Raw genomic sequence first — 25,814 nt, forward strand, 5'->3', positions numbered from 1 at the left:
GACATATATTTTGCTTACCGCCCCCTGTCTAATCTACGGATTTAAATTAGGCGACAACTATCCTGACACAGGGGGGAGTGGCAACGAAATACTTAGATCATTATCTTGGCTGGCATAGATACATGGATGTTACTTAAGAACTTAACGAAAACAGGATGTTAAGTCTTCAGCAACAGTTGAGGGGAACATAGCGTAAAGATTATCTTCAAAAAGGTAAAGTGAACTACAAGTTGTCAGACATTATTCTGCTGACAGTTTGCGGTGTTTTGTCGGGTTTTGATTCATGGGAAGGCATCCATGATTTTGGTGTTTCTCGCACTGATTTTTCATCCGAACTCGGTACAGGGAAAAATCATTTTCAGCATTGATTTTTAAGGATATTTTTTGAAATGAATGAGTCTGTGCTATTCAAAATCCGACCGATAGCAAAGTTACCGAATTGATCTAATGATCGATTTGTAGATCATTTTCAATCCTTTTAAATACTTCCATAAGACAATTTGGAGGTCAAATCATGAGTGAGCCAAAACCATTTATGCACTTCAGCGTAATAAGAGATCACCGGCAAACAGCGAAAGTCGAGCACAAGTTAATTGATATCATTCTGTTAACAATCTGTGCTGTCTTGGCTGGTCAGGATGACTGGAAAGGTATCTATCATTTTGGTGAAAGTCATCTCAGATTTTTGCAGCTTCTTGGGGATTTTTCAGGAGGCTTACCATCAGTTTCGACGATCGCTCGAGTGATGGGGATGATAAATCCCACGCGATTACAAACGTGCTTTATTGAATGGATGAAATCTTGCTGTGAACTGGCGGAAGGTGAGGTAGTTGCAATTGATGGTAAAACTGTTTGTGGCTCTTATGATAACTCTAGAGGTCTAGGTACAATTCATATGGTGAACGCCTTTGCGACTGAAAATGGAGTTAGCCTTGGCCAGGAGAAGGTTTACGAGAAGAGAAATGAGATAATCGCGATACCTAAGTTACTAGATTTACTTGATGTTTCAGGGGGGCTAGTGACGATAGATGCGATTGGGTGCCAGAAAAAAATTGCTCAGAAAGTGCTAGACAAAAACGCGGATTACTTACTGGCGGTAAAAGGAAATCATGGCAAGTTGGGGCAGGCTTTTGATGACTATTTTCATATGGGTATGCTGCAAAGCCATGATGGAGACACGTATAGCACGCAAGAGAAATCACGCGGTCAGCAGGAAACGAGACTCGCTTTAGTGAATGATGACTTGTCTGTTCTTGGTGATTTAGAATATGACTGGCCGGGCATAAATACGATGGGCATTGTCGTCTCAATAAGGCAACAAGGAGATGTTGCGCATGAATCAGAAGTGTCGGTTAGATACTACATTAGCTCAAAGGCGCTAGGTGTTAAAACTTTGTTAAGCGCAACGCGTTCACATTGGCTTGTCGAGTCGATGCATTGGATTCTTGATACCGAATTTGGTGAGGATGGTTCACGCAAAAGGGCAGATGACAGAGCAGAGAATTTTGCAAGGATCAGGTAGATGTGTTTGAATATGCTTAGAAGTGAAACAAGCTTTAAAGCGAGTGTTAGGCATAAAAGGGCCAAGTGCTCGATGGAAACAGAGTACCTCTCGATGGTTCTCGCAAACCTTGAATGACGGGGATGTTCATGATTTTTCCGTGGCCTTAGCGGTTATCGCGCTATATCTGTATTTCGATGGAACATGTGACCGTTACTTTTTTATAGGTGGCACGGTAGAGGTTTTTATTAAGGACTTTTATGAAAAAAATAACAAAAGCCGTCATTCCCGTGGCGGGGCTAGGGACACGTATGCTGCCGGCGACCAAGGCGATCCCGAAAGAGATGTTGCCAAACCGCTCATTCAGTATATCGTCAATGAGTGTGTTTTCGCAGGCATTAAAGAGATCGTGCTGGTCACCCATTCGTCCAAAAATGCGATCGAGAACCACTTTGATACTTCTTATGAGTTGAAAAGCGGGTGAAACGTTAGTTACTGGACGAGGTTCTGTCAATTTGTCCACCTGATGTGACAATTATGCATGTTCGCCAGGGGCATGCGAAGGGCCTTGGTCACGCAGTTTTATGTGCCAAACCATTGGTTGGTGATGCGCCTTTTACTGTAGTATTGCCTGACGTGATTTTGGATGAGTATACCGCTGACCAGCACACAGAAAACTTAGCTGCGATGGTTCAACGTTTTGAGGCTACTCAATCTAGCCAAATCATGGTCGAACCTGTGCCAATGCATGATGTGTCAAAGTATGGTGTAGTAGATTGTGGTGGTGCAGCCCTTATTGGTGGTGAGTCTCATTTTATGACGGCAATGGTCGAGAAGCCTGCCGTCGAAGATGCGCCGTCAAATCTTGCTGTTGTTGGTCGCTACGTGCTCTCATCAAAGATTTGGGATAAACTTGCTATCACCCCTCCGGGGGCTGGTGATGAAATCCAGTTAACCGATGCGATTGATAGCTGATGGCGGAAGAAACGGTTGAAGCCTTCCACATGACCGGTAAATCTCACGACTGTGGTGATAAACTCGGTTACCTTAAAGCGTTTGTGGAATATGGCTTGCGCCATGACTCGTTAGGTGCGGATTTTAAAGACTATCTTAAAGCACTATCAGTTGATGTAATGGTAATGAAAATCGTTAGCTAATTATCGGATTTGTCGCCCTGATAACCATGGTATATAAACGCTATGGTATGGTATAAGGGCGATTGTTTTGTTCTTCATACACAAACGAAAAATATTCTTATGTCTACCGCATTTCTTTTTGTTTTTGTTTTGTCGTTTTGTAGCCTGTTTGTTTTCAGGAAGGTTGCAAAACGTATTGGCCTCGTTGATAAGCCAAATGCACGTAAGTTGCATCAGGGAGTGATTCCACTTGTTGGTGGTGTATCGATCTTTGTTACACTCGCTATCGCATTCTTACTCTTTTTAGAAACGGATGCTGATACCTTTCTATTCATAGCTTGTGCGACTGTGCTAGTGATCACTGGGGTAATTGATGACCGCTATGATATTAGTTTTAAGATACGTTTGGTGATTCAGGCTGCCGTCTCATTAGCGATGATTTTGATTGGCGGCAAGAGCCTTCATAATTTGGGCTATCTGATGGGAAGTGAAGCTATTGAGCTATCTGTTGCCGCCAGTTATGTTATTACTATAATGGGGGTGATTGGTGCTATTAACGCCTTTAATATGGTTGATGGTATTGATGGTTTGTTGGGTGGTTTGGCTTCTGTCACGTTTGGCGCTCTGGGCTTTATGTTCCTGGTTGATGGTAACATGAAGCTTGCTATGGTATGTGGCTTAATTGTGACAGCTATGGTGCCTTATATCTTGCTTAATCTTGGTTTTCCGCTTGGCCGTCGTTTTAAAGTCTTTATGGGAGATGCCGGTAGTATCTTTATCGGTTTTACTGTAATTTGGCTTTTAATTGAAGCGACACAAGGTACTAATACCACTCATATTCGCCCGGTTACCGCACTTTGGGTGATTGCGATTCCTCTTATGGATATGGCAACCATCATGATCCGCCGAGTTCGCAAAGGTCAGTCGCCGTTCAAACCGGATCGTGAACATTTGCATCATATTTGTCAGCGCATTGGACTGTCCTCACATATGTCACTGTTTGTAATTTGCCTGATGGCATCTATTATGGCAGGCATTGGTGTTTGGTCCGATATGGAAAAAATTAACGAATGTGTCATGTTCGTTAGTTTCCTTTCGGTATTTGCAGCATACCTTTTTGTCATTAGCCATATTTGGCGTATTACGACGTTCATCCATCGTTTATTTGGAGTGAATAAGCCGTTGCAGTCAGAAAGCGTGACTTCTGTTGGTGCACAAAGCTCGAAATAGTATCGATTTTTGCTGCGGTAGCTAAAACTCAAAGCCCTGTTACCAAATGCACAGGGCTTTTTTGATGAAGTTTGTATGTAAGCGTCGAATTAACGTAAGCGCCCATTTCTTCCCACATTTAGATAACCATCAATACTTAGTATTGATATAGCTCCTTAATTAACGGAGCTATATCATGACTCGCGAAGACAAAACACAGCTATGGCAAGAACGCTTGCAACACCAGAAGGACAGCGATCTGACCATTGCCGCTTGGTGGTAAGCGGGTGTTTCCACCCACATTCCGGTAACCATGAATACTTGGTATTGATATAGCTCCGTTAATGAGGGAGCTATATCATGACTCGTGAAGATAAAAACGCCCTGTGGCATGATCGCTTGCAACACCAAAAGGAAAGCGGCCTGACCATTGCAACCTGGTGTGAGCAGAACCAGATTGCCCAGTCGCAGTTTTATTACTGGCAGAAAAAACTAACGGCTTTATCGCACGAGCCTGAAAGTGTCATAGTGCCGATTTCAATGCCTTCATCCTCAGTGGCCTTGGTCATTGAAACACCCAGTGGTTACCGGCTCTCAGTCAATGACACTGCTGCATTAACATTGTTGCCGCAACTCATCAAATGCCTGCCATGATCACTTCACCGGCAGGCAACATTTACCTGGCTACCGGGATCACTGACATGCGCAAATCCATCAACACCTTAGGTCTGCTGGTAGAAGACGTGCTGGAACTTAACCCGGTGGGGCCGCACTGGTTCGTTTTCTGCAATCGTCGTCGGGACAAGCTAAAAATCTTGCAGTGGGATACCAATGGGTTCTGGCTCCATTACCGTCGGCTGGAAAACGGCAAGTTCAAGTGGCCCCGATACCCGCAAGACACGGTTGCCATGGAAATCACTGCCAGGCAACTGCGGTGGTTGCTTGATGGCTTAAACTGGCAAAATGCCGTTGCGCACCAGCCCATTAATGGGATGAAAATTTCGTTTAAACAGTGACTTAAAATGGAAAAACCCACTGTTTTTACTACACTTTTATTATGCAAAAGGAACTTGAAAAGCCCTCGGGTATCACCCCAGAAATCCAAGCCTATATCGATAGCCTGGTTCAAAATTACGAATCCCGCATTGCCGAAATGTGGGAGCTGTTCCGGCTGGCACAAGCCAAACGCTACCTGCCGCAAAGCGAGAAGTTCCCGGCGCAGGGCTGCCTGTTCATGAAGCGGAATCGCTGACAGACACTGGGCTGTCCGACGATGAGCCGGAGATGGAAACTGTTACCTACACACGCAAGCGTGGCCGTAAGCCCATTAATCCGGACTTACCCCGCGAGGTCATCAAGTACGATTTAGCTGAGGATGAAAAGATCTGTCCCTACTGCCAGGGTGCACTGCATGCCATCGGTGTCGAATCCTCTGAGCAGCTCGAAATCATTCCCAAGCAAGTGAAAGTACTACGTCATGAGCGCAAGAAGTACGCTTGCCGTCATTGCGAAAATCATGGCGAAGGCAGCAAAATCATCATCGCATCCATGCCCCGGCAGCCGCTTCCCGGCAGCCGCTTCCCGGCAGCCGCTTCCCGGCAGCCGCTTCCCGGCAGTATCGCTACGGCAGGTACCCTTGCGACCGTAGCGGTCAGCAAGTATGCCGACGGCCTGCCGCTATACCGTATTGAAAAAGAGCTGGCGCGTGTCGGTGTTGATATCCAGCGAACGACCTTGGCGAACTGGATGATAAAGACCGCCGAACTGCTTTCGCCGATTTATCTGGCCATGCGCAGGGCGTTGCTCAAAGAAGTGGTTATCCACGGTGACGAAACCACGCTTCAGGTGTTGAAAGAACCTGGCAAGAAAGCCCAAAGTAAATCTTACCTCTGGGCTTATTCCAGCCCCGAACAGAGCACAACGCCGGTGGTGTTGTTCGAATACCAGCCGGGCCGGGGGCATGCTTATCCCAAGGCCTTCCTCGACGGCTATGAAGGCACCATCATGACCGATGGCTACTCGGCCTGGCGGATGCTAGAAACCGTGACTCACCTCGGATGTTGGGCTCATGCCCGGCGTAAGTTCAAGGACGCCCTCGACCTGAGTCCGAAAAAAACGGGGCAGGCCAAGCAGGCACTGAGCTATATCCAGAAGTTGTATGCCATCGAAAATAAAGCCCAATCCTTGTCGGCATCAGAAAGGTATGCGATGAGGCAAAAAGACAGTATCCCGATCCTTGAATCCTTCCACGGCTGGCTGAATAAAGCAGCAGTCAAACTGCTACCGCAAAGCCCGATGGGGAAAGCGGTCAGTTACGCGCTTAAACAATGGGTCTACCTTGAAAAGTATGTTGAGGATGGCTATTACCCAATAGACAACAACCGTGTTGAGCGGGAGATCCGCTCGGTAGCAACCGGGCGGAAGGCCTGGCTGTTCGCTGATACCCAAAGCGGGGCAAATGCCAGTGCGACCTTGTTCAGTATCATGCTCAGTTGCCGTGCCAACGGCGTGGAGCCTTATGCCTATTTGCGGCATGTCCTGACGGAGCTACCACAGCGAGAAGAAGGCTGTGATGTCAGTGATCTTCTGCCCTATAGCAATACGACCACTAATAGCTAGGTGGGTAGAAATACCCGCTTACGGATGAATGCCATATACGTCGAGATCAAGCGGGTGAGAATTTTGCCGCTATCCGCCATATAGCGTTAAATTTGCTGAATGCAGATAAGACATTTAAAGCGGGATTAAAACGTAAACAAAAACGGGCAGGAAGAAATAATGTTTATCTGGCGCAAGTCCTTACGGGGCAAGGGGCTTCGTAATCTTGCCCTGGTGTTTGAACCTTCTTAAGCAAGAAAAGCGCTTCAAAGGTGGCATTCAATGCAAGAGAATGATGTGCGCGATGGATGAAAACTATTTAAGTCAGGTGCTTGGATGCCTTGCGTGACGGGGATGTTCACGCGATTTCTGTGCCGTGGCCACTCGAATTATTAATACATTATCTTAGTTGGGGCAGATTTACATTGATTTTTCGTAGGTAGGTTGTAATGCGCCAGCTGTAACTAATGGTTAGGAAGTAGATGGCAAATAGCATTAAGAATGCACCGAACATTACCGTTTCATTAATTTGGAGTTGTTCGCCGAGAATACCGATATAAGCGAAGATGGTGGCTAGAGTACAGATAGCTAGTAAGGTCATTCGAGGTGATAAACCTAGGCGTTGGCAGATATGATGCAAATGTTCACGATCCGGTTTGAACGGCGACTGACCTTTACGAACACGGCGGAACATGATGGTGACCATATCCATCAGTGGCAGGGCAATAAGCCATAAGGCTGTGACAGGGCGAAAGGCGGAGTGCTCTCCCTGGCTGCCGTTAATAAGGAGCCAAATTACGGTAAAGCCGATGAAAACACTACCTGCATCTCCCATGAAAATTTTGAATCGTTGGCCAAGGGGGAAGCCTAGGTTAAGCATGATATAGGGAAGGGTTGCTGTCACAATTACCATGCAGAATTGTGACAAATTATGTTGTCCATCTAGCCAGAAAAGATAGCCTAAAGAGGCAAAGGTAACCGTGGCTAGGCCGCCTAATAATCCATCAATACCATCGACCATATTGAAGGCATTGATTGCCCCTAATACGGCCAGAATTGTGACAATATAACTTAGCGGTAAAATCATGTTGATATTTCCCAAGCCGATTAAGTTGCCGAGCTGACTGAGGAAGAGGCCGCCTGTTTTTATCATGATGACAGACATTAGGACTTGAATGATGAGTCTTGCCTTAACGCTGATATCGAATTTGTCATCGATGGCTCCGGTGAACACTAGAATAGATGCGCAGATGAGGTATAAGGTTGGCTCTTCGGTGATTTCTGGAGTTCGCAATAATGTTAGTGCCACGGTAAAGAAAATCGCGATACCACCGACTAATGGGATCACTCCCTGATGTTGTTTTCTGCCTGATGGGATATCCACAAGTTCAATTCTTTTTGCAAGCTTTCTAAGAATAAAAAGGCTGCAAAAAGAGATGACAAAAGTAAGCGTAAGACCAGTGTCCATTGATTACACCTTTTTCCGATAAAAGCAAAAACCGATTAATATTATACTTATTGCTTATCGGGGTAAAGTCACATGAGTAAATGAACTCGTTCTCATAAAAAATTGACCGAACTAACATTTTATTGTGCTTTTTTATTATGCTTATCTGTTTTACTTGTTGTAAATTTTTTCTAATTGAAGTTTAGTAAAGTTTTTTTGCGCTATCTATAGAAGAGTCAAAATTGTGGTGTTTGAGACTGAATATGAAAGCTTGAAGTGAGAAGTATTCTTCGCTAAGACAATTGGATTTAACTGTTAGTTAAGGTTTTTCGTGATACATCTCGAGTAATTTGCTGCTCAGGTGAACTTAGCTTTTAACCTCTGTCATTATCATTTCACCTTGGTAAGGATGCTTAAGGCTAGGATGGTACTGTGCAAATAATTCATCACGGTGCTCGTGTCGGTGTGACGGGATCATGTCACGAGTTACGGCTAGGTGCTTATGGCTTTTTGGTTGATTGTGGTTTGTTTCAGGGCGAAGAGGCTAATGGTCTACTTGAAATTGATTTTCCAATTAAACATATTCAGGCTCTGCTTTTAACCCATAGTCATATCGACCATGTTGGAAGGTTGCCGTGGCTCTTGGTAGCAGGTTTTCGAGGTCCAATTTATGCTACCGAAGCAACAGCAGCGCTATTGCCTTTGATGCTTGAAGATGGATTAAAGACTTTTCTTGGATTTAATAAACTTCAGTGCGAGCGTTTCACACAAATAGTCAAAGGTCTTATTAAACCTATTCCCTATGATTGTCGGGCGCAGCTCATCTTGCCTGATGGAGAGTTGGTTAGCTTTTGTTTTCGACCTGCGGGTCATATTCTGGGTTCTGCTTATATTGAACTAACCCTTCCTGATAACCAAGTTGTCGTTTTTTCTGGTGACCTTGGCCCTTCTCGAACTCCTTTGCTTGTTGATCCTGTTTCTCCAAAGTCTGTTGATACCTTGATAATTGAAAGTACATATGGTGATCATTGTCACTTATCGGTTGGTGATCGGGAGTTGCAATTGGAAAAGGTCATAGAGCGCTCGCTAAAGGATGGTGGGTCTATTTTGATCCCGGCTTTTAGCGTTGGACGAACTCAGGAATTATTGTTTGATATTGAAAATATCATAGCGAAAGTTATTCCGGAACGTTTTGGGGGCACTAGCGCCGATCTTTGTTGGAAGCGAATACCCGTGATATTGGACTCGCCTCTTGCTATTGAAATAACGCAGCAGTACTTGATGTTTCAGCGACTTTGGGCCAAAGAAGCGAAGGTGCGGTTATCGTATGGCCGCCATCCGCTCTCCTTTCAGCAGTGCATAACTGTAAACCAACATTCTGATCATGTGGCATTGGTGAACAGACTTAAGGTTACTGGAGAAGCTGCAATTATTGTTACTGCAAGTGGAATGTGTTCGGGTGGGCGTATTATGAATTATCTTGGGGCGTTGTTACCGGACAATCGAACAGATGTGATCCTGGTTGGGTATCAAGCAAAAGGGACATTAGGTCGTAATTTGTTGTCTAACTTGAAACATGTAGAAATCAATAAGACGCGGGTTGAAGTCAATGCAGGCATTCATTCAATGTCAGGTTATTCGGCTCACGCCGATCAGGCTGACCTTCTTAATTTTGTGGCGGGGATTGAGTGTGGCCCGAAGCAAATTCGTATTGTTCATGGTGACTTGTCTGCACAAGAGGCCCTGGCGAAAAAGTTAGGGGAGATAAAACCTGAGTGCGAAATTATTGTTGCAGCGAAAGAGTAGCGGTATCTAAATAGCATAGCTATTTGATGCCAATCAAGAATAAGTGACGGTAATTAGGTCGATAAACTACTCTACTATAGTGATCTGAGGTAGTATTTTGCCAGTATTGTTACAGCACTGGATAATTGTTCTTTTTGCAGGCGTTTGAAAATCATTATGTTGAATGATTCACCACTTGTTTTGTCTGGTTGCTGATAGTTGAATAGTTTGAGGTTGAGTAATGAAAATTACTGTTGCAGGTACAGGATATGTCGGCCTGTCGAATGCCGTGCTTTTAGCACAGCATAATGAGGTAGTAGCGCTAGATATCATTGAAGAAAAAGTAGAGCTAATTAACCAGAGCATCTCTCCGATCGAAGATAAAGAAATAGCTGAATACCTGAAAAGTCATGCGCTCAATCTTACTGCAACGCTTGATAAGCAGCAGGCTTATGAATGTGCTAGGTTTGTGATTATTGCAACGCCAACAGATTATGATCCGGTAACAAATTACTTCAATACTTCATCGGTAGAAGCCGTTATTAAAGATGTAATGGCGATTAACCCTGATGCCGTTATGATTATTAAATCGACAGTGCCGGTTGGTTATACGCATCGAATTAAAGAAGAGTTGGGTTGTGCGAACCTGATTTTTTCACCGGAGTTCCTGCGTGAAGGTCGTGCACTTTACGATAACCTCTATCCTTCGCGAATTATTGTGGGTGAACGTTCTGAGCGCGCGCAGCAGTTTGCTGATTTGCTGGTGCAAGGTGCGGTAAAACAAGATATCCCTGTTTTGTATACCGATTCGATTGAAGCCGAAGCGGTTAAGCTGTTCTCGAATACTTACCTTGCTATGCGTGTTGCTTACTTTAATGAGTTGGACTCATACGCTGAGGCTCATGGTTTAGATAGCCGCCAAATCATCGAAGGTGTAGGTTTGGACCCACGTATCGGTTCGCATTATAACAATCCGTCATTTGGGTATGGTGGCTATTGCTTACCGAAAGATACCAAGCAATTACTGGCAAATTACCAGGAAGTGCCGAATAACATCATTGGCGCAATTGTTGATGCCAACCGTACCCGCAAGGACTTTATCGCCGATTCGATTATCAGTAAACAGCCAAAAGTGGTGGGTGTTTATCGTCTGATCATGAAGGCTGGTTCCGATAACTTCCGCGCGTCATCAATTCAGGGCATTATGAAGCGCATCAAAGCAAAGGGTATTGAGGTGGTGGTTTATGAACCAGTACTCAAAGAAGATGAATTCTTTAACTCTAAAGTGATAACAGATCTGGATCAGTTCAAGCAGATGTCGGATGTGATTGTATCTAATCGTATGTCAGCCGATCTGAAGGATGTTGCAGATAAAGTCTATACTCGTGACTTGTTTGGCTCTGATTGATAATTAAGTGAGTTAAAAAGAAACTTGCTTTAAAAATGAGTGGCGGGAGTTTTGTTTACCTGTCTCGCCACTTATTATTTCCTCCCTTCCTGCAAAAAAACTCTTATATCGATATCTTATCGTCTCACCCTTAGGATCTAGGAACCAGACTCTGGAAGCTGTCCTATACTTACTTTCATATCAATAAGCTCGCAGTATTTCGGGGAATGATATGAATAAATCAATAATTGCACTGGTTTGTGCTGGGATGATGAGTATGTCGGCTTGCGCTGCCGACGGGGCTGCGACCCAAGCGGGCTCAAGGACATCGACAAATGCTCCTTCTGCGTCTTCTGTAACAACGGCCTCGCAAGCTACGGTAGATGCTACAGGTACGGCTGCTGGGGTTGATACTGCTTTGGCTGCTTCAGCTGGAGGACTAACTGCAACAGTACTTGCGATTGGTGTGGCAGCTGTAGTGATTGGCGTGGCTGTATCTGATACCGGTGGCGGTGATGATCCAGCCCCTCCTGTGACAGTGCAGGCTGAATAGGGTAGGTGGTGAGTATTGGAATTTCGATTTTGAAAAAAGCGAGTGATTCAATCACTCGCTTTTTTTATGCATATATCTTGAAATTGGTAATACGAAGTTGCGTTTAGGCCCTTATCTTTAAATCTTCTTCCCTTTAACTAACTTTCTTACCCACATCCGTCCTGGATGAAGTGCATCTAGCATGTCATTAGGTAGTGGTAGCGGATCACCACATATCTGCGATGCCAGCAGTTCACCAAGAAGCGGTGCTGAGCTAAGACCACGAGAGCCCAGACCAATCATGGAATACAGGTTTGAGTAGGTGGGAACAGGTTCAGCTTGTTCCTGTTTATCTTTCAGGTCGGCATATTGCTCTATTAGAGCATCGTAACGGCAAACATTACCGACAAATGGCAGGTGGTCACGGCTAGCACAGCGAACGCCGACACGTGCTTGATTTTCTGTCATATTAATATCTGTTGGCCAGTTGATATCCGGCAGGCAATTAATCAAGCGTTGCTTGTTATCGTGTTGTTCTGAATCGCTAAAGGTTAAATCAGTATTGCCGCGATCGTAGCTGGCACCGATGCAGTGACTTTGCGTTGCCGGGTTAGCCGGAGTCAGGTAGCCGTCGTAGCACAGTACCGTGTTTAGGTTTGATAACGCTGTGTTAGTCGGGATATGGCTGACCTGTCCACGTACTGAGTAAGCCGGGATTTCCTTAGCTTGTGCAAATTCAGCAAAACGGTGGCCGTTGGCAATAATTACACTGGTGTGCTGGTATTGGTTGTGCTGGTTGTCTGTCAGAACCCAGCCAGAAGCATCGCTTTGTTGTTCCAGTCGGCAGATATCGGCGTCGGTCTTTATTGTGAGACGGCCGCTTTCCTCTGCGTGTCGAAGCAGTGCTCGGGTTAGTTCTTGTGGGCATAGCCAGCCGCCCAACGGGTAGTTCACACTGCTGTGACCAGAAGGTAAACCAACAATTTGTTCAGTCTGTTGAATATCCAATTCTCTGATCAGCTCTTCAGGGAAGCCGCCGCTCATCATTTTACCTAGTTTTTGTTTGGCATTCTCATCCCAAGCCAGCTGAGTTACCCCACACCAGTCGTGAGCGAATGATGTTTTCTCTGTGGCCTGCTCGACAAATTGGCGGGCATAGAGGAAGGCCGGGGCAAAGAAGCGCGACAGAGCATCGTTTGAGCCGTTGAGTAGCGGATATACAGCTCCCTGGCGGTTACCTGATGCTCCTTCTGCTGGTTGATGGTCGGCACAATACAGGGTGACATTGATGCCTCGGCGAACGAGGGATATTGCCGTTGTTGCCGCTCCTACTCCGCCACCGATAATAGCAATACCTTCTGCAGTGTCGGCTTTTGTGCGTGCATACCACGGTTTGAAATTGGCCTTGTACTGACGCAGGGTAACTGTGCCTGCCAGCATTTCGCGCTTAGTACCGAACCCTTTTACTTTGCTCATTTCGAAACCGGCTTCAATGAGTCCGCGGCGGACAAAACCGGCGGCGGTAAAGGTTGCTGTTGTACAGCCTTCTCGGGCGAGTTTGGCCATACCGTCAAACAAGTTCTGGTTCCACATTTCCGGGTTTTTGCTCGGTGCGAAGCCGTCCAGGAACCAGGCATCCACGATACCTTCATCATTGGTCCATACTTGAGGCATACATTTTTTTATATCGCCAAACCACAGGTCGAGGGTAATCAGGCCATCTTCCAGTACGATACGGTGGCAGTCAGCAACTGCTGGTGGGTAGTGGAGGTGCAGTTGCTCAGCCAGATCAGCCAGTTCTGGCCAGGATTGATGCGCCTTGATCAGATCGGTTTTGGTGACCGGGAATTTTTCGAAGCTGATGAAGTGCAGCTCTTTGGTTGTTGCATCAGGGTTGGCCTTGCGGAAGGCTTTAAACCACTGCCAGACAGCAAGGAAATTTAACCCGGTGCCGAATCCGGTTTCAGCCACGACAAAGCGGCGGCGGTTGAAGGTTTCCCAACGCTCGGGTAGTCCATTTTGTTTGAGAAAAACATAACGAGTTTCTTCCAATCCATTGGTATTGGAGAAATAAACATCGTCAAAGTCATTGGATACCGGTGTACCGGACTCATTCCAGTCAAGAATGGCATTTTCAATGCGCTTGTTGGACAGTTCAGACAAGGGGAAACCTCATTTTTCGGTGTAACTGGGTATTGTTATTGCTTGAATCTAGTCTGCTAAGGTACAGAAACAGAAGCATTAACGATCATTTAAAGTGAAATTGACAGGGATTGTACCCGATTGAAGGGAAAGCTGACCACTTTCTGTGAATAAACCCGTTATTATCATTAGCGTTAAATGACAGTAGGAATTCATCATGAAACGAGCCGTAATTACAGGCATGGGTATCGTATCCAGCATTGGTAACAACGTTAAAGAAGTGCTGGAGTCTTTAAAAGCGGGTAAATCCGGTATTAACTTCTCTGAACAGTTCGCGGAAATGAAGCTGCGAAGTAATGTTTGGGGCGACTTGAAGATGGTCCCGTCTGAGCATATCGATCGTAAGAAAATGCGTTTCATGGGCGATGCAGCAGCATTTGCGTATTTGTCTATGGAGCAGGCAATCGAAGACTCAGGTCTTACTGAAGATCAGGTTTCCAATGACCGAACTGGCCTAGTGGCGGGTTCCGGTGGTGCATCATCACAAAACCAGTGCGCAGCTGTAGATATTCTGCGCGAAAAAGGTGTCAAACGCGTAGGCCCGTATATGGTGCCTCGTACTATGTCATCAACAGTCTCTGCATGTTTGGCGACGCCATTTAAAATCCGTGGTGTGAACTACACCATGAGCTCTGCATGTGCAACGTCTGCACACTGTATCGGCCATGCTTTGGAGCTTATCCAGCTTGGTAAGCAGGACGTCGTCTTTGCCGGTGGCGGTGAGGAATTGGATTGGACATTGACCATGATGTTCGATGCGATGGGCGCACTATCGACTAAATACAACGAAAATCCGAGCAAGGCATCACGCACTTATGATGCTGACCGCGACGGCTTCGTGATTTCTGGTGGTGGCGGCATGTTGGTTGTCGAAGAGCTGGAGCATGCGCTGGCGCGTGGCGCGAAAATCTACGGTGAAATTGTAGGCTATGGCGCGACTTCAGACGGTTACGATATGGTAGCTCCATCTGGCGAAGGTGCTGTGCGTTGTATGAAAATGGCAATGCAGGACTTGGATGAGCCTGTGGATTATATCAACACTCACGGTACGTCAACGCCAGTGGGTGATGTGAAAGAGCTTGGTGCAATTCAGGAGCTGTTCGGCGAAAAGAGCCCGGCTATTTCTGCAACTAAGGCGATGACAGGTCATGCTCTTGGTGCTGCTGGTGTTCATGAGGCAATTTATTCGACGCTAATGCTGGATAATGGTTTTATTGCGCCAAGCATCAATATTGATAACCTGGATCCGGCTGCCGAAGGTCTGGATGTCGTAACCGAAACCCGTGAGCAGGAGCTGAAGACGGTCATGTCAAATAGCTTTGGCTTCGGTGGTACGAATGCCACTCTGGTAATTAAAAAATACGAAGGTTAATACGTGAGTAATTAAGAGGGCGTGGCTCGGGAAATAAGAGAAGGAATTTCTCGGCACTCGACACTTGAATCACGCCTTTTTCTATGACTTTTGTCATTTTCCGGGGATGGTACTGGCTAAGGAGTAATCTTCGATTGCTTTTGGTGAGGTAATCAGAAGGTTGGCTTGTCTGTAGCCCGTGCCGAATAAACAGACGCGACATTAGCTTTTTGTAAATAGTATTTTCTTTTGCGGGAGTTTTCTATTACGGAAGTTAGTGTTTTATATAACCTGGATTTTTTTGCCCGGCTTTAAGCCGGGCTTTTTTGTTGTACAATTAACCCCTTGAATTCTAACTCTATACTCATGCTAGTTACCCGGCCTAAGGCTCTAGGTACTAGGATTTAGGATCGAAGTCTCATGAAAATCCTCATTGATGAAAACATGCCTTATGCTGCTGACTTATTCAGTCAGTTGGGTGAGGTGATTAGCAAACCCGGACGAACATTAACTGCAGATGATTTGATTGATGTTGATGCATTAATGATCCGCTCAGTTACCAAAGTAAATGCCTCTTTGCTGGCAAAGGCGAATAAGCTGCGTTTCGTCGGTACGGCCACGGCCGGGCAGGACCATATTGACCAGGCGCTGCTGACGGAGCGGGGGATCACCTTTACTGCGGCTCCTGGCTGTAACAAGGTCGGTGTGGCTGAATATGTACTTAGTAGTTTGATGGTGCTGGGACAGCAGCAGGGATTTTCAATTTTTGATAAAACCATTGGTATTGTCGGGGCTGGAAACGTTGGTAGTTATTTGGCGCAATGTCTTGATGCGCTGGGCGTTCGTTATTTGCTTAATGACCCTCTTAAGGAAGCTGCTGGTGATCCGCGCCAGTTTCATAGCCTGGAAACCCTGCAGCAGCAATGTGATGTAATTACTCTACATACGCCAATTACCCGAGAAGGGATATATCCGACTTACCACTTGGTTGATGCGTCGTTTTTACGGCAGTTAGTACCGGGCTCTATTTTGATTAATGCCGCTCGCGGTCCTGTTGTTGATAATCAGGCGCTGAAAATAGCGTTACAACAGCGTTCTTCTGGAGAAGGGAAGTTACTGACTGCTGTTTTGGATGTGTTTGAGTATGAACCGCAGGTGGATCTTGAGCTGCTTCCATTGTTAGCTTTTGCGACCCCGCATGTAGCAGGTTACGGTCTGGAAGGAAAAGCGCGCGGGACGACGATGGTGTTTAACCGTTTTTGTCAATTTCTCGATTTGGATAACCATGTAGCGGCGTCAAGTTTGCTTCCTGTCGCGCCGGTGCCATATGTCAAGCTTAGCCAGGACTGGCAGGAATCAGATTTGTTTTCGCTGCTCCAGCTTATCTATGATGTGCGTAAAGATGATGCTCTGTTCCGCCGGGAGATGCAGCGTACAGGTGGCGATGAGACGCAAATGGCTGCGGCATTCGACCTGATGAGGAAAAATTACTGGGATCGACGTGAATATAGTGCGATTACGGTAGCCGGAGAGGCCCGTTTTGGGGTAGAGTCGCTGGCTAAATTAGGTTTTACAGTAGAGGAACTCCATGAGCCAGGAATATGACATTGCCGTACTCGGCGCAACAGGCGCTGTTGGTGAGGCCATTGTAGAAGTCCTAGAGGAACGTAATTTTCCTGTCCGCAATCTTTATTTACTTGCATCTGAGCGTAGTGCAGGGAAAACCTTGCGCTTTAAAGGCAAAAGCGTACGCGTAACAGATGTCGAAGAATTCGACTGGAGTCAGGTACAGATAGCCCTTTTCTCTGCCGGTGCTGAAGCGTCTGAACGTTGGGCACCAATTGCTGCCGATTATGGCGTTGTGGTGATCGACAATACATCACGTTTCCGCTACGAGTACGATGTACCGCTGGTGGTGCCGGAAGTAAACCCGCATGCACTGGCTGATTACCGTAACCGTAATATTATAGCTAACCCGAACTGCTCGACCATTCAGATGCTGGTGGCACTAAAGCCAATTCATGAAGCATACGGTATTGAGCGAATTAATGTGGCGACATACCAGTCTGTGTCAGGCTCTGGTAAGAAGGGCGTTGACGAGCTAGCTGGTCAGACAGCGAAGCTGCTGAACGGCTTACCGGCTGAAAGTAATGTTTATGACAAGCAGATTGCATTTAACTGCCTGCCGCATATCGATGATTTCATGGATAACGGCTACACCAAAGAAGAAATGAAGATGGTGTGGGAAACGCAAAAAATCCTGGGTGATGACAATATTCGTGTAAACCCAACTTGCGTACGTGTACCTGTGTTTTATGGGCATGCCGAAGCCGTTCATGTAGAAACTTGTCAACCTGTGAATGTTGAAGAGGCGATCAGCCTGCTTGAAAACGCTGAAGGTATTGAAGTGTTCCACGGCAATGAATACCCGACCCAGGTTGGTGATGCAACCGGTAAAGACCATGTTATGGTTGCTCGTATCCGTGAAGATATCAGTCATCCTTGTGGTTTGAATATGTGGGTAGTTGCAGATAATATTCGTAAAGGTGCAGCAACTAACAGTGTTCAGATTGCCGAAAAACTGATTGAAGAGTACCTATAAAACCTAGGTCGGATATAAGGTGCGAGTAGCGAAAGCGTTAACGGATTGATTTCCGTTGCTCGCATCAAAATATTTGGCATTGGTCACATTGGAATATGATCTTCATAGTAAAACCCTATTGACAACCTTGACATACCTGTCAGGTAGGCAACAATCCTCATTTACAGCTTAAGAGTCTTGAATAGAGGTCGATAGATTCTTTATGCTATGCGCCATGAATTCGATTCTCGTTCCTTACTGCTCGATGCTCGAAACTTATTACTTATCTCTGCCAGAGGGGGCAACAGGCAGTGTCTGACCTATCGACTATGATAAAACGATTTATATTACCGGCTATTATCGCAAGTGCAGCCTTACAGATGCCGGTTCAAGCTAATACTGTTCGTATATTTGGCCCATCCGGCGGTGAACAGTCTGCTGCTGTCATGGAGCGTTCCCAGAACAATGCCCAGACTCGTGCCTTGGCACCTATTTATGGACCGACAAAGAAGAGCGAAACCTTGTGGTCGATCGCTTCTCGCAGCTTGCCGGCAAATGGTGGGGTTTCTGTTTATCAGATTATCGGTGCGATTCACCGGGCTAACCCACAAGCTTTTGAGCAAAATAATATTCACGGTTTGATTCCGGGTAGTACCCTGAAAATGCCGACACTCGCTCAGGCGCTGCAAGAAGATGTCGACAGCGTTAAGCGCCGCCTAGAGGCAGATAAACGCCGTCAGTCTCGTCAGGCGTCAACGCGTAGTACGCCGACTCCTCAGGCTAGGCCGAAGCCAAAACCAACCGTTGTTGCTGAGCCGGTTCCTCAACCGCCGGTAGTCAAGGAAGTTCAGGTTAAACCAAACACCCCAAAAGTTGCTGCAGTACAGCCAGAGCCTGTAAAAGCCGCGAAGGGCGGTATTCCTCAGAAGCCGGCGGCACTTCAGCAACAGCTGGATGCATCAGACGTTCAGCTCAACAAACTGCTGGAGAGCAACCACTTACTACGTGTTCGCCTGTCTGAAATGCAGCACGAAGTGACGGCGCTGCGAGATCAGGTCAGTAGTGATGACATTTTGCGTGATCAGATCAAAGAATTTATTGAACAAAAGAAAACTCAAATACCAGAAGAGCCTGTTAAGCAGGAATCTTATTGGCTGGATGGCTTAGTCGATAACCCTTGGGCCCTTGCGGCAACGGCATTCATCCCCGGTTCGCTGCTTGCAGGTGCGCTTGCTTTCTTCATGCTGAGACGTAGGAAGGAAGATGATGAGGATGACGTTAAATCCTTGGGCTCGCCAGAAGAGCAAGAACCAGCAATGGTACCCCCGCCGGGTGATGATAATGATCCGGACAGTAGCGATGAAATGGATGAGCTTTTCGGCTCAGATGAAGATGTGCTGTTCAATGATCCTGAAAACAGCCTGTTTTCGGCTGATGGTGATAAGCAAGCCGAATCGATGGATATGCTGGATCTCTCTTCAGGCGACAACGATGAATTCGAGATTGGTAGCGGCCTGACTCCGAGCAGTATTTCTATTAAAGGTGACGAGCAGGCTATCGGACTTCAGGATATGGAGCGTGCCCTCGATGAAATGGATCAATCTCCGGATCAAAGTACTGATGAGGCGTTGACTTCATTGTGGGAGCAATCGCTTCAGAGCGAATCTGAGGATGATGATAACTTTGACCTGGCCGACAGTGGCTCTTTAAGCGGGCTTGATGACGACTTAGTAGCAGAACAAGGGATTGAAGATGGTTTGCTTGACCAGTCAATTCTGGATGACTTGTTGTCTGAAGTAGATGCTGAGAAACAAGAGCCAGAAGCTGACCCAGCACAGCAAATTATCGACCAGGGTGATCTGGATTCGCTGTTTGCCACTACCGGTGAGGAAGAAGATACGCCGGATGAGAGTGTAGCAGCTCCAAGTAGTGTTGTAGATGCGGTAGAGGTTGCAGAAAAACAAGCGGAAGACCTTGCTCTGCAGGCTACTGATGAGCCGGCACTTGCTGATGTCGATGCCATTTTTTTAGCTGAAGAAAATGCATTACCGGAAGAAGAACTTGAATCGCTGCTGGGTGATGACAGTGTCGCCTTGTTGGATGAGCTAATTGAAGAAGATGAGCTATCGAGTGATATCGAAGTTGAAGAAAATAGTACCGCTCTGCTCGATGAGTTGATTGATGAAGGTGCCGATGATTCATTATTTAATGCTGGCGTTTCGGTTGACGAGAACAGCACTGCTTTGCTGGATGAGCTGGTGGATGAGATTGATGAAGAAGGCTCTGTCGCGCCAGATACTGCTGCTGGGTTGGATGAAGTTGGCGGCGAAGGTGCCATCAATATCAACGATGTTGTGATCGATGAAAGTAGCACGGATTTACTTGATGATATTCTTGCTCAGCACAGTGGGCAGCAAGATGCGCAGGCTTTAGATAGTGAATTACCTGCTGATAATGAGCTCTCGGCTGAAGATGCATTTGAGCTTCCGCAGATTAAGGCAGCTCATGAGGTGCTTGCTGATGCGGATTTCCCAGATGCGGATAATCCGGCATTTGATGCGATTTTAAATGCTCCTTTACAGGAGCAAGTGACCCAAGATACTGGAGAGCCAGAGCCAGAGCCAGAGCCAGAGCCAGAGCCAGAGCCAGAGCCAGAAATTACGGTTCAATCTGAGTTGAGTACTGATGTTTCAGATGCTCTTGAACCTGTGGATGAAGTCGCTGAAGAAGTTGGCGAAGACGTTGAAGAAATCAATGCGCTACTTGCTGATATTGAAGATGCTCCGGGTGTTGAAGCGCTACAGGAAGAGTCTCAGTCAGGTGATGTCGAGATTATAGAGCGAAGTGTTGATGAGCTGCTTGATAATTTGGAGTCTCTACAGAAGCAGGAAGAGCCGCATGCACCTGAGTTTGAGGTTGAAGAAGCAAGCGCTGATGTTATTGATGTGCCTACCGGTGTTGATGGGCTTCTCGGTGAGACAAATCCGGGACTAGAGGGACGTGAAAATCTTGAGTCGGCTGCGCTTACAGAAGCGGTGGCACCAGAATTTCATGGCGAAGAGCTGGAAGATAATATGTTGTCAGCTCTTGCTGATGATGAGTTCCCGACGTTCGATGAAGAAGTGGTATTGGCTGAATCTGAGCCAGAACTATTTTCTGCAGAAGAAAGTGTTCCTCAAAAGTTGGATGATTTGCCGGAATTTGATGAAGACGCGGCATCTAACGAGCCTGAAGCAGAAGTGCAGGAGGAGCTGCCTACTGCATTGTCAGATGATGATGAGCAGGGTGCACTTGACCAAATTGTGAAGCAGTTGCAGCAAGCACCTGAAGCAGCCCCGGTATCTCCAGAGCCTGTTGTTGAATCTCTTCCGGTTGAGATGGAAGCGCAATTGCCAGAAGCAGAGCCTATGCCAGCGTCGATTCACGGTGAGCAGCAGGTTGAGTTTGAAACCATTGATCCTGATGCATTGCCAGAATTCAGCGAAGACGAGGCGCTGCAGGCTTCTTTTGACGAGCAGCTTGAACTTGAACAATACGAGCTTGAGCAAGGGCTTCGGGGCAACCGTGAGCCGCAGGTGGCGGAGGCTAAGGACGCTGAGCCTGCTAAGATGTTTGATGATGAGCTGGTCGATGCTGCAGGCTTAGATATGGCTGCATTGCTGAGCGAGCAGGATGGTGAACCTGAACCGATATTGGGAGGTTTGGGTGATGAGCTCAATAGCCCGGTTCAGGAATCGGCTGCTGAACTTCAAGCTGAACCGATGGCGATGGTTTTAGAGGATTCGAATGAGAGTGCCCTGAATACGCCAGAGTTCGAGCCTGAATTAGAACCAGAGCTCGATAGTGTGGTTGCTGAAGCGCCTGCTGATGTTACCGATAACCTAGCGGGTAGTCCTGAAGTTAAAGCTGAAAGTTCTGACTTTGATCTGGAAGCAGGTCTTGCGCTTCAGACGGAGTTGGACGCTGAGCGCGAGCAGTTACTTTTCAACTCGTTTGCCGATGAAGGTCTTGTTTCAGCTGAGCTGGAAATGCCGGAAGAAGATTCAGGGATCTGGGCTGCGAGCAGTCCCAAGCCAGAAATTGCAACGGAAGACTGGGCAGAACAGCCGCAGATGCAGACTGAAGACGTCGATGCCTTTGATACAGATATGCTGCAGGCTGAGTTGGATACCCGGACTGAATTGTCTGAAGAGGCTGGCAGTGAGTTAGTTGATGAGCGAATCTCACCAACAGACTATATCAGTATTGATGAGCTGATGAAGGACATGGAAACTGAAGAATCAGTTGAAGTTGAAGAAGAGCCGCTTAATCTTGAAGTCGGATTGGATGAGTTCCCAGATGTTTTGTCTGATGTGGCTGCTTTTGATGTTGACAGTCAGGGGGGGGGGGCCTGCAAATTAGATTTGGCAAAGGCATACCTTGAGATGAATGACAGTGAAGGTGCGCAGGGTTTACTGGAAGATATTGCTAATAACGGTGATGAACAAAGTAAACGAGAAGCGCAAGCCCTGCTTCAGAAGGTGAGAGGCTAGAGAAGACCGATGATTGAGAGGCGAGTGTCGAGGAGATGCTCGCCTCTCTGGTTACCCCCCCTCGAAACTCATTCTTTTTTTCCCTATAATCCCTCTCTCCTTGAAAACAGGCCATCTGCGCCGACAGAAAGAACGAAGTAAATTATGCGAATAGCTTTAGGTATCGAGTATGATGGTGCCAAGTATTATGGTTGGCAGCGTCAGCGTGACGTTGATAGTGTGCAAGAGCGCCTGGAAAAAGCGTTAAGCAAAATTGCTAACCAGCCTATCGAGGTACAGTGTGCCGGTCGTACTGATGCCGGCGTTCATGGTACTGGACAGGTTGTTCATTTTGATGTCGACATTGAACGTAAAATGGTTGCCTGGACGATGGGAACCAATGCTAACTTGCCGAAAGATATTGCGGTCCGTTGGGCTAAGGAAGTGAATGAGGATTTCCACGCTCGTTTTACTGCAACCGCTCGCCGCTATCGCTATATCATCTATAATCATGCACTACGCCCTGCAATTCTGAGTAAAGGGGTGAGCCACTACCATGGTGAACTTGATGTGAAAAAAATGCATGAGGCAGGTCAGTACTTGCTAGGTGAGAATGACTTCACATCCTTCCGTGCTGTTTATTGTCAATCACTTAGTCCTTGGCGTAATCTTATGCACTTAAATGTGTCTCGTCAGGGTAACTTCGTCATTATTGATATCAAGGCGAATGCATTTGTTCACCATATGGTACGAAATATCACGGGTAGCTTGATCAAAGTCGGTCGTGGTGAAGAAAAACCAGAATGGATGCAGTGGTTACTGGAACAAAAAAATCGCACCCTTGCTGGTGCAACGGCTAAAGCGGAAGGCCTGTATTTGGTTGATGTAGATTATCCTGAAGAGTTTGGTCTGCCTCGGGCTTCAATTGGCCCGCTATTTTTGCCAGATTAAAGTGTCATAATCGATGTTGGATGATGAGTAACGAACTGAAAAACAGGTGATTAGTCGTTGCCATTAAAAATGGCAGCAAGATCACATCTCGTTACTCTTATGATGTAATTCATCACTGTAAACAACTAGTACAACCAGTTTTTTATCTACAGATCGACAACTTTGTGCTTTAATTCCACGTCGGTAAATTAACCGGTAAATTAACGAATTTGTAATTCTCGGCTATCTAGCCGGGAAATAAGAAGATTAAAGGTCATTCATGAGCTGGCTTGAAAAGATCCTCACGAAAAGCAACATTGTTTCTTCTCGAAAAGCGTCTATCCCTGAAGGGGTATGGACCAAATGTACGTCATGTGAACAAGTGCTTTACCATGCAGAGCTAGAGCGTAACCTAGAAGTATGTCCGAAGTGTGACCATCACATGAGAATTAAGGCGCGCCATCGCCTGGAAACGTTCCTGGATGCTGAAGGCCAGGTAGAAATTGCGGATGAACTAGAGCCAAAAGATAAGCTGAAGTTCCGCGACTCGAAGAAATATAAAGATCGCCTATCGACAGCACAAAAAACAAGTGGTGAAAAAGACGCCATGGTTGTTATGAAGGGTACGCTACTTGAGCAGCCACTGGTTGTCTGCGCGTTTGAGTTCTCTTTCATGGCGGGATCGATGGGCTCCGTAGTGGGCGCTAAATTTGTTCGTGCTGTTGATGAAGCCATTGCCAATAACTGTGCTTTGGTATGTTTCTCTGCCAGTGGTGGTGCTCGTATGCAGGAAGCGCTGATGTCACTGATGCAGATGGCTAAAACCAGTGCAGCACTAGAGCGTTTGTCAAACAAGGGCCTGCCATTTATTTCGGTTCTGACGGATCCGACATTGGGTGGTGTATCGGCAAGTCTGGCTATGCTGGGTGATATCAATATCGGTGAGCCGAAGGCATTGATTGGCTTTGCTGGCCAGCGTGTTATTGAGCAGACAGTACGTGAGAAGCTTCCAGAAGGCTTCCAGCGTAGTGAGTTCCTGCTTGATCACGGCGCTATCGACATGATTGTTGACCGTCGTGAAATGCGTCAGCGTATTGGTGGTTTGATTGCTAAGCTAACTCATGCCACATCGCCGATGGTGGTGCCGGTACCGACTGAGAAGCCTGCGGTAAGCGAAGATACAACTGACGTTGATAACGAGCAGGAATAATCGTTATCGGCGGCTGAAGCGAGTTTGAATGGCAATCATAGCAATCATTCAGAGCAGTATGTATAGCCTGTTGATTGAATTTATTGTAGTGATTGCATGAATTCAAACTCGTTTCAGTGTTAAATTAGTACCCATTATTGGTACTAATTTAGAATGAATACAATGTCCGGACTGACAGCACCACAAGCCACAGCCCCTCTTTCTTCCTGGCTGACTTACTTAGAAAACCTCCACACCAGTGCCATTGACCTTGGATTAGATCGCGCTCTTGCTGTTGCGCAGCGAGCACAGCTAACTAAGCCTGCACAACGCGTTATTACCGTTGCCGGAACAAACGGCAAAGGATCTACTTGCGCTATTCTTGAAGCTATTTTGTTGGATGCTGGCTACAAGGTGGGTGTATATAACTCTCCGCATTTAATCCGTTATAACGAGCGGGTACGTATTAATGGCCAGGAATTGGCAGATAGTGAACATAGCCAGGCATTTGCTGCTATCGAGCAGTACCGTGGCGATACTAGCTTGAGTCTGTTTGAGTTCGGTACGCTTGCGTCATTGCAGCTGTTTAAGCAGCATCAGGTTGATGTGGTTATTCTTGAAGTTGGCCTTGGCGGACGTCTTGATGCAACCAATATTGTCGAACACGATGTTGCCGTTATCACCAGCCTTGCTGTCGATCACGTTGACTGGCTGGGTGATGATATCGAAGTGATTGGCTATGAGAAAGCCGGTATTTTCCGCTCAGAAAAACCAGCCGTTTGTGGTCAGCCAAATCCTCCAGCCAGTGTGCCGGCTCATGCGGATGACATCGGAGCCCAATTGTACCAGGTGGGTTATCAGTTTGATTATCAGCAGGAGGGGAGTAGCTGGCGCTGGCATTGTGGTGCTTTTGACCTGCAAAACCTTCCATTACCGTCTTTGCCACTGCCGAATGCGGCTACCGCGTTGATGGCGTTGGGCGTGGCTGAGCTTGAAATTAGCGATGAAAACATTGCAGCTGGCCTGTCTAAAGCTTCTTTGCCGGGCCGTATGGAGCGGGTTTCATCGTCACCGCTGACTATCCTGGATGTGGCCCACAACCCTCATTCAGCCCATTATTTTGCTGAGCAGCTAAGCATAATTAAGCAGCGCGAAAGCAAAGGGCGTATTCATGGTGTGGTCGCTATGCTGCATGATAAAGATATCGCAGCAACGATCGCTGAGATGACTGGCATTGTTGATGCGTGGTACCCAGCGTCACTTGAAGGACCTCGAGCCGCTAAAGCAGAAGAGATTATTGCTTATCTGGATGGTGATGTGCCAGCGTATCGGACCCCAGAACAAGCTTATGAGGCAGCGGTGACGCAAGCCGGAGGCGAGGATATGGTAATCGTGTTTGGCTCGTTTTACACTGTCGGTCAAGTTTCCAGCCATATTTCATCATCACAGGAGTAG

The 25,814-nt window shown here is 46.6% G+C and carries 16 protein-coding genes and 5 pseudogenes; 19 read left to right on the plus strand and 2 right to left on the minus strand.

All coding sequences use genetic code 11. From position 1 onward, the window contains the following. Positions 1-194 precede the first annotated feature (194 nt). The 9 genes and pseudogenes from Q0852_RS02475 to Q0852_RS02515 form a co-directional block, all read left to right on the plus strand. A pseudogene (locus Q0852_RS02475) lies at positions 195-326 on the plus strand (transposase family protein); the annotation flags it as partial. Positions 327-514: 188 nt separating this feature from the next. Beyond that, a pseudogene (locus Q0852_RS02480) lies at positions 515-1,639 on the plus strand (ISAs1 family transposase). Between the two features lie 122 nt (positions 1,640-1,761). Then, positions 1,762-2,658, plus strand: a pseudogene (galU, locus tag Q0852_RS02485) (UTP--glucose-1-phosphate uridylyltransferase GalU). A gap of 99 nt (positions 2,659-2,757) precedes the next feature. Further along, a complete protein-coding gene (gene wecA, locus Q0852_RS02490; RefSeq protein ID WP_299013451.1) occupies positions 2,758-3,867 on the plus strand; it encodes a UDP-N-acetylglucosamine--undecaprenyl-phosphate N-acetylglucosaminephosphotransferase in 1,110 nt (369 codons plus the stop codon). A 339-nt stretch (positions 3,868-4,206) separates the two neighbouring features. Continuing rightward, complete coding sequence (locus Q0852_RS02495) at positions 4,207-4,500, plus strand: hypothetical protein (RefSeq protein WP_299013453.1); 294 nt, start codon at positions 4,207-4,209, stop codon at positions 4,498-4,500. Beyond that, positions 4,488-4,862 carry an IS66 family insertion sequence element accessory protein TnpB gene (tnpB, locus tag Q0852_RS02500; RefSeq protein ID WP_299013455.1) on the plus strand — a complete coding sequence of 125 codons (375 nt, stop codon included), beginning with the start codon at positions 4,488-4,490 and terminating at the stop codon, positions 4,860-4,862. The genes Q0852_RS02495 and tnpB overlap by 13 nt, the downstream gene beginning before the upstream one ends. Positions 4,863-5,001: 139 nt before the next feature. Next, positions 5,002-6,465, plus strand: a complete 1,464-nt coding sequence (locus tag Q0852_RS02505; RefSeq protein ID WP_299013457.1) for an IS66 family transposase — start codon at positions 5,002-5,004, stop codon at positions 6,463-6,465. A gap of 35 nt (positions 6,466-6,500) precedes the next feature. Beyond that, a pseudogene (locus tag Q0852_RS02510) lies at positions 6,501-6,668 on the plus strand (ISAs1 family transposase); the annotation flags it as partial. Then, positions 6,668-6,793, plus strand: a pseudogene (locus Q0852_RS02515) (ISAs1 family transposase); the annotation flags it as partial. The pseudogenes Q0852_RS02510 and Q0852_RS02515, both read left to right, overlap by 1 nt. Before the next feature lie 51 nt (positions 6,794-6,844). Here the strand turns inward: Q0852_RS02515 and wecA (Q0852_RS02520) are convergent. Next, a complete protein-coding gene (wecA, locus tag Q0852_RS02520; RefSeq protein ID WP_299013459.1) occupies positions 6,845-7,912 on the minus strand; it encodes a UDP-N-acetylglucosamine--undecaprenyl-phosphate N-acetylglucosaminephosphotransferase in 1,068 nt (355 codons plus the stop codon). A gap of 411 nt (positions 7,913-8,323) precedes the next feature. On the opposite strand from wecA (Q0852_RS02520), the gene Q0852_RS02525 reads away from it, so the two are divergent. The 3 genes from Q0852_RS02525 (at position 8,324) to Q0852_RS02535 (ending at position 11,616) form a co-directional block, all read left to right on the plus strand. Further along, positions 8,324-9,697, plus strand: a complete 1,374-nt coding sequence (locus Q0852_RS02525) for an MBL fold metallo-hydrolase RNA specificity domain-containing protein (RefSeq protein ID WP_299013461.1) — start codon at positions 8,324-8,326, stop codon at positions 9,695-9,697. 220 nt (positions 9,698-9,917) lie between these two features. Next, positions 9,918-11,084, plus strand: coding sequence for a nucleotide sugar dehydrogenase (locus Q0852_RS02530; RefSeq protein ID WP_299013463.1), 1,167 nt, complete (start codon positions 9,918-9,920; stop codon positions 11,082-11,084). 211 nt (positions 11,085-11,295) lie between these two features. Beyond that, complete coding sequence (locus tag Q0852_RS02535; protein WP_299013465.1) at positions 11,296-11,616, plus strand: hypothetical protein; 321 nt, start codon at positions 11,296-11,298, stop codon at positions 11,614-11,616. Between the two features lie 117 nt (positions 11,617-11,733). Here Q0852_RS02535 and mnmC read toward each other — a convergent pair whose 3' ends face one another. Then, complete coding sequence (mnmC, locus tag Q0852_RS02540; protein WP_299014276.1) at positions 11,734-13,749, minus strand: bifunctional tRNA (5-methylaminomethyl-2-thiouridine)(34)-methyltransferase MnmD/FAD-dependent 5-carboxymethylaminomethyl-2-thiouridine(34) oxidoreductase MnmC; 2,016 nt, start codon at positions 13,747-13,749, stop codon at positions 11,734-11,736. A 205-nt stretch (positions 13,750-13,954) separates the two neighbouring features. On the opposite strand from mnmC, the gene fabB reads away from it, so the two are divergent. The 7 genes from fabB to folC all read left to right on the plus strand — a co-directional run bounded on the left by fabB (position 13,955) and on the right by folC (position 25,814). Then, entirely contained in the window at positions 13,955-15,169 is a 1,215-nt protein-coding gene (gene fabB, locus Q0852_RS02545; protein ID WP_299013467.1) for a beta-ketoacyl-ACP synthase I, read from the plus strand. Between the two features lie 399 nt (positions 15,170-15,568). Further along, on the plus strand, positions 15,569-16,753 hold the full coding sequence (locus tag Q0852_RS02550; RefSeq protein ID WP_299013469.1) for a 4-phosphoerythronate dehydrogenase: 1,185 nt from the start codon (positions 15,569-15,571) through the stop codon (positions 16,751-16,753). Beyond that, complete coding sequence (locus Q0852_RS02555; protein WP_299013471.1) at positions 16,737-17,750, plus strand: aspartate-semialdehyde dehydrogenase; 1,014 nt, start codon at positions 16,737-16,739, stop codon at positions 17,748-17,750. Before Q0852_RS02550 ends, Q0852_RS02555 begins: the two co-directional genes overlap by 17 nt. A 290-nt stretch (positions 17,751-18,040) precedes the next feature. After that, entirely contained in the window at positions 18,041-22,261 is a 4,221-nt protein-coding gene (locus Q0852_RS02560; RefSeq protein ID WP_299013473.1) for a FimV/HubP family polar landmark protein, read from the plus strand. Positions 22,262-22,405: 144 nt separating this feature from the next. Further along, entirely contained in the window at positions 22,406-23,191 is a 786-nt protein-coding gene (truA, locus tag Q0852_RS02565; protein WP_299013475.1) for a tRNA pseudouridine(38-40) synthase TruA, read from the plus strand. A gap of 259 nt (positions 23,192-23,450) precedes the next feature. Beyond that, on the plus strand, positions 23,451-24,380 hold the full coding sequence (gene accD / locus Q0852_RS02570) for an acetyl-CoA carboxylase, carboxyltransferase subunit beta (protein WP_299013477.1): 930 nt from the start codon (positions 23,451-23,453) through the stop codon (positions 24,378-24,380). Positions 24,381-24,542: 162 nt separating this feature from the next. Then, on the plus strand, positions 24,543-25,814 hold the full coding sequence (gene folC, locus Q0852_RS02575) for a bifunctional tetrahydrofolate synthase/dihydrofolate synthase (RefSeq protein ID WP_299014279.1): 1,272 nt from the start codon (positions 24,543-24,545) through the stop codon (positions 25,812-25,814).

The organism is uncultured Photobacterium sp. (genome assembly GCF_947502415.1).
Lineage (GTDB): Bacteria > Pseudomonadota > Gammaproteobacteria > Enterobacterales > Vibrionaceae > Photobacterium.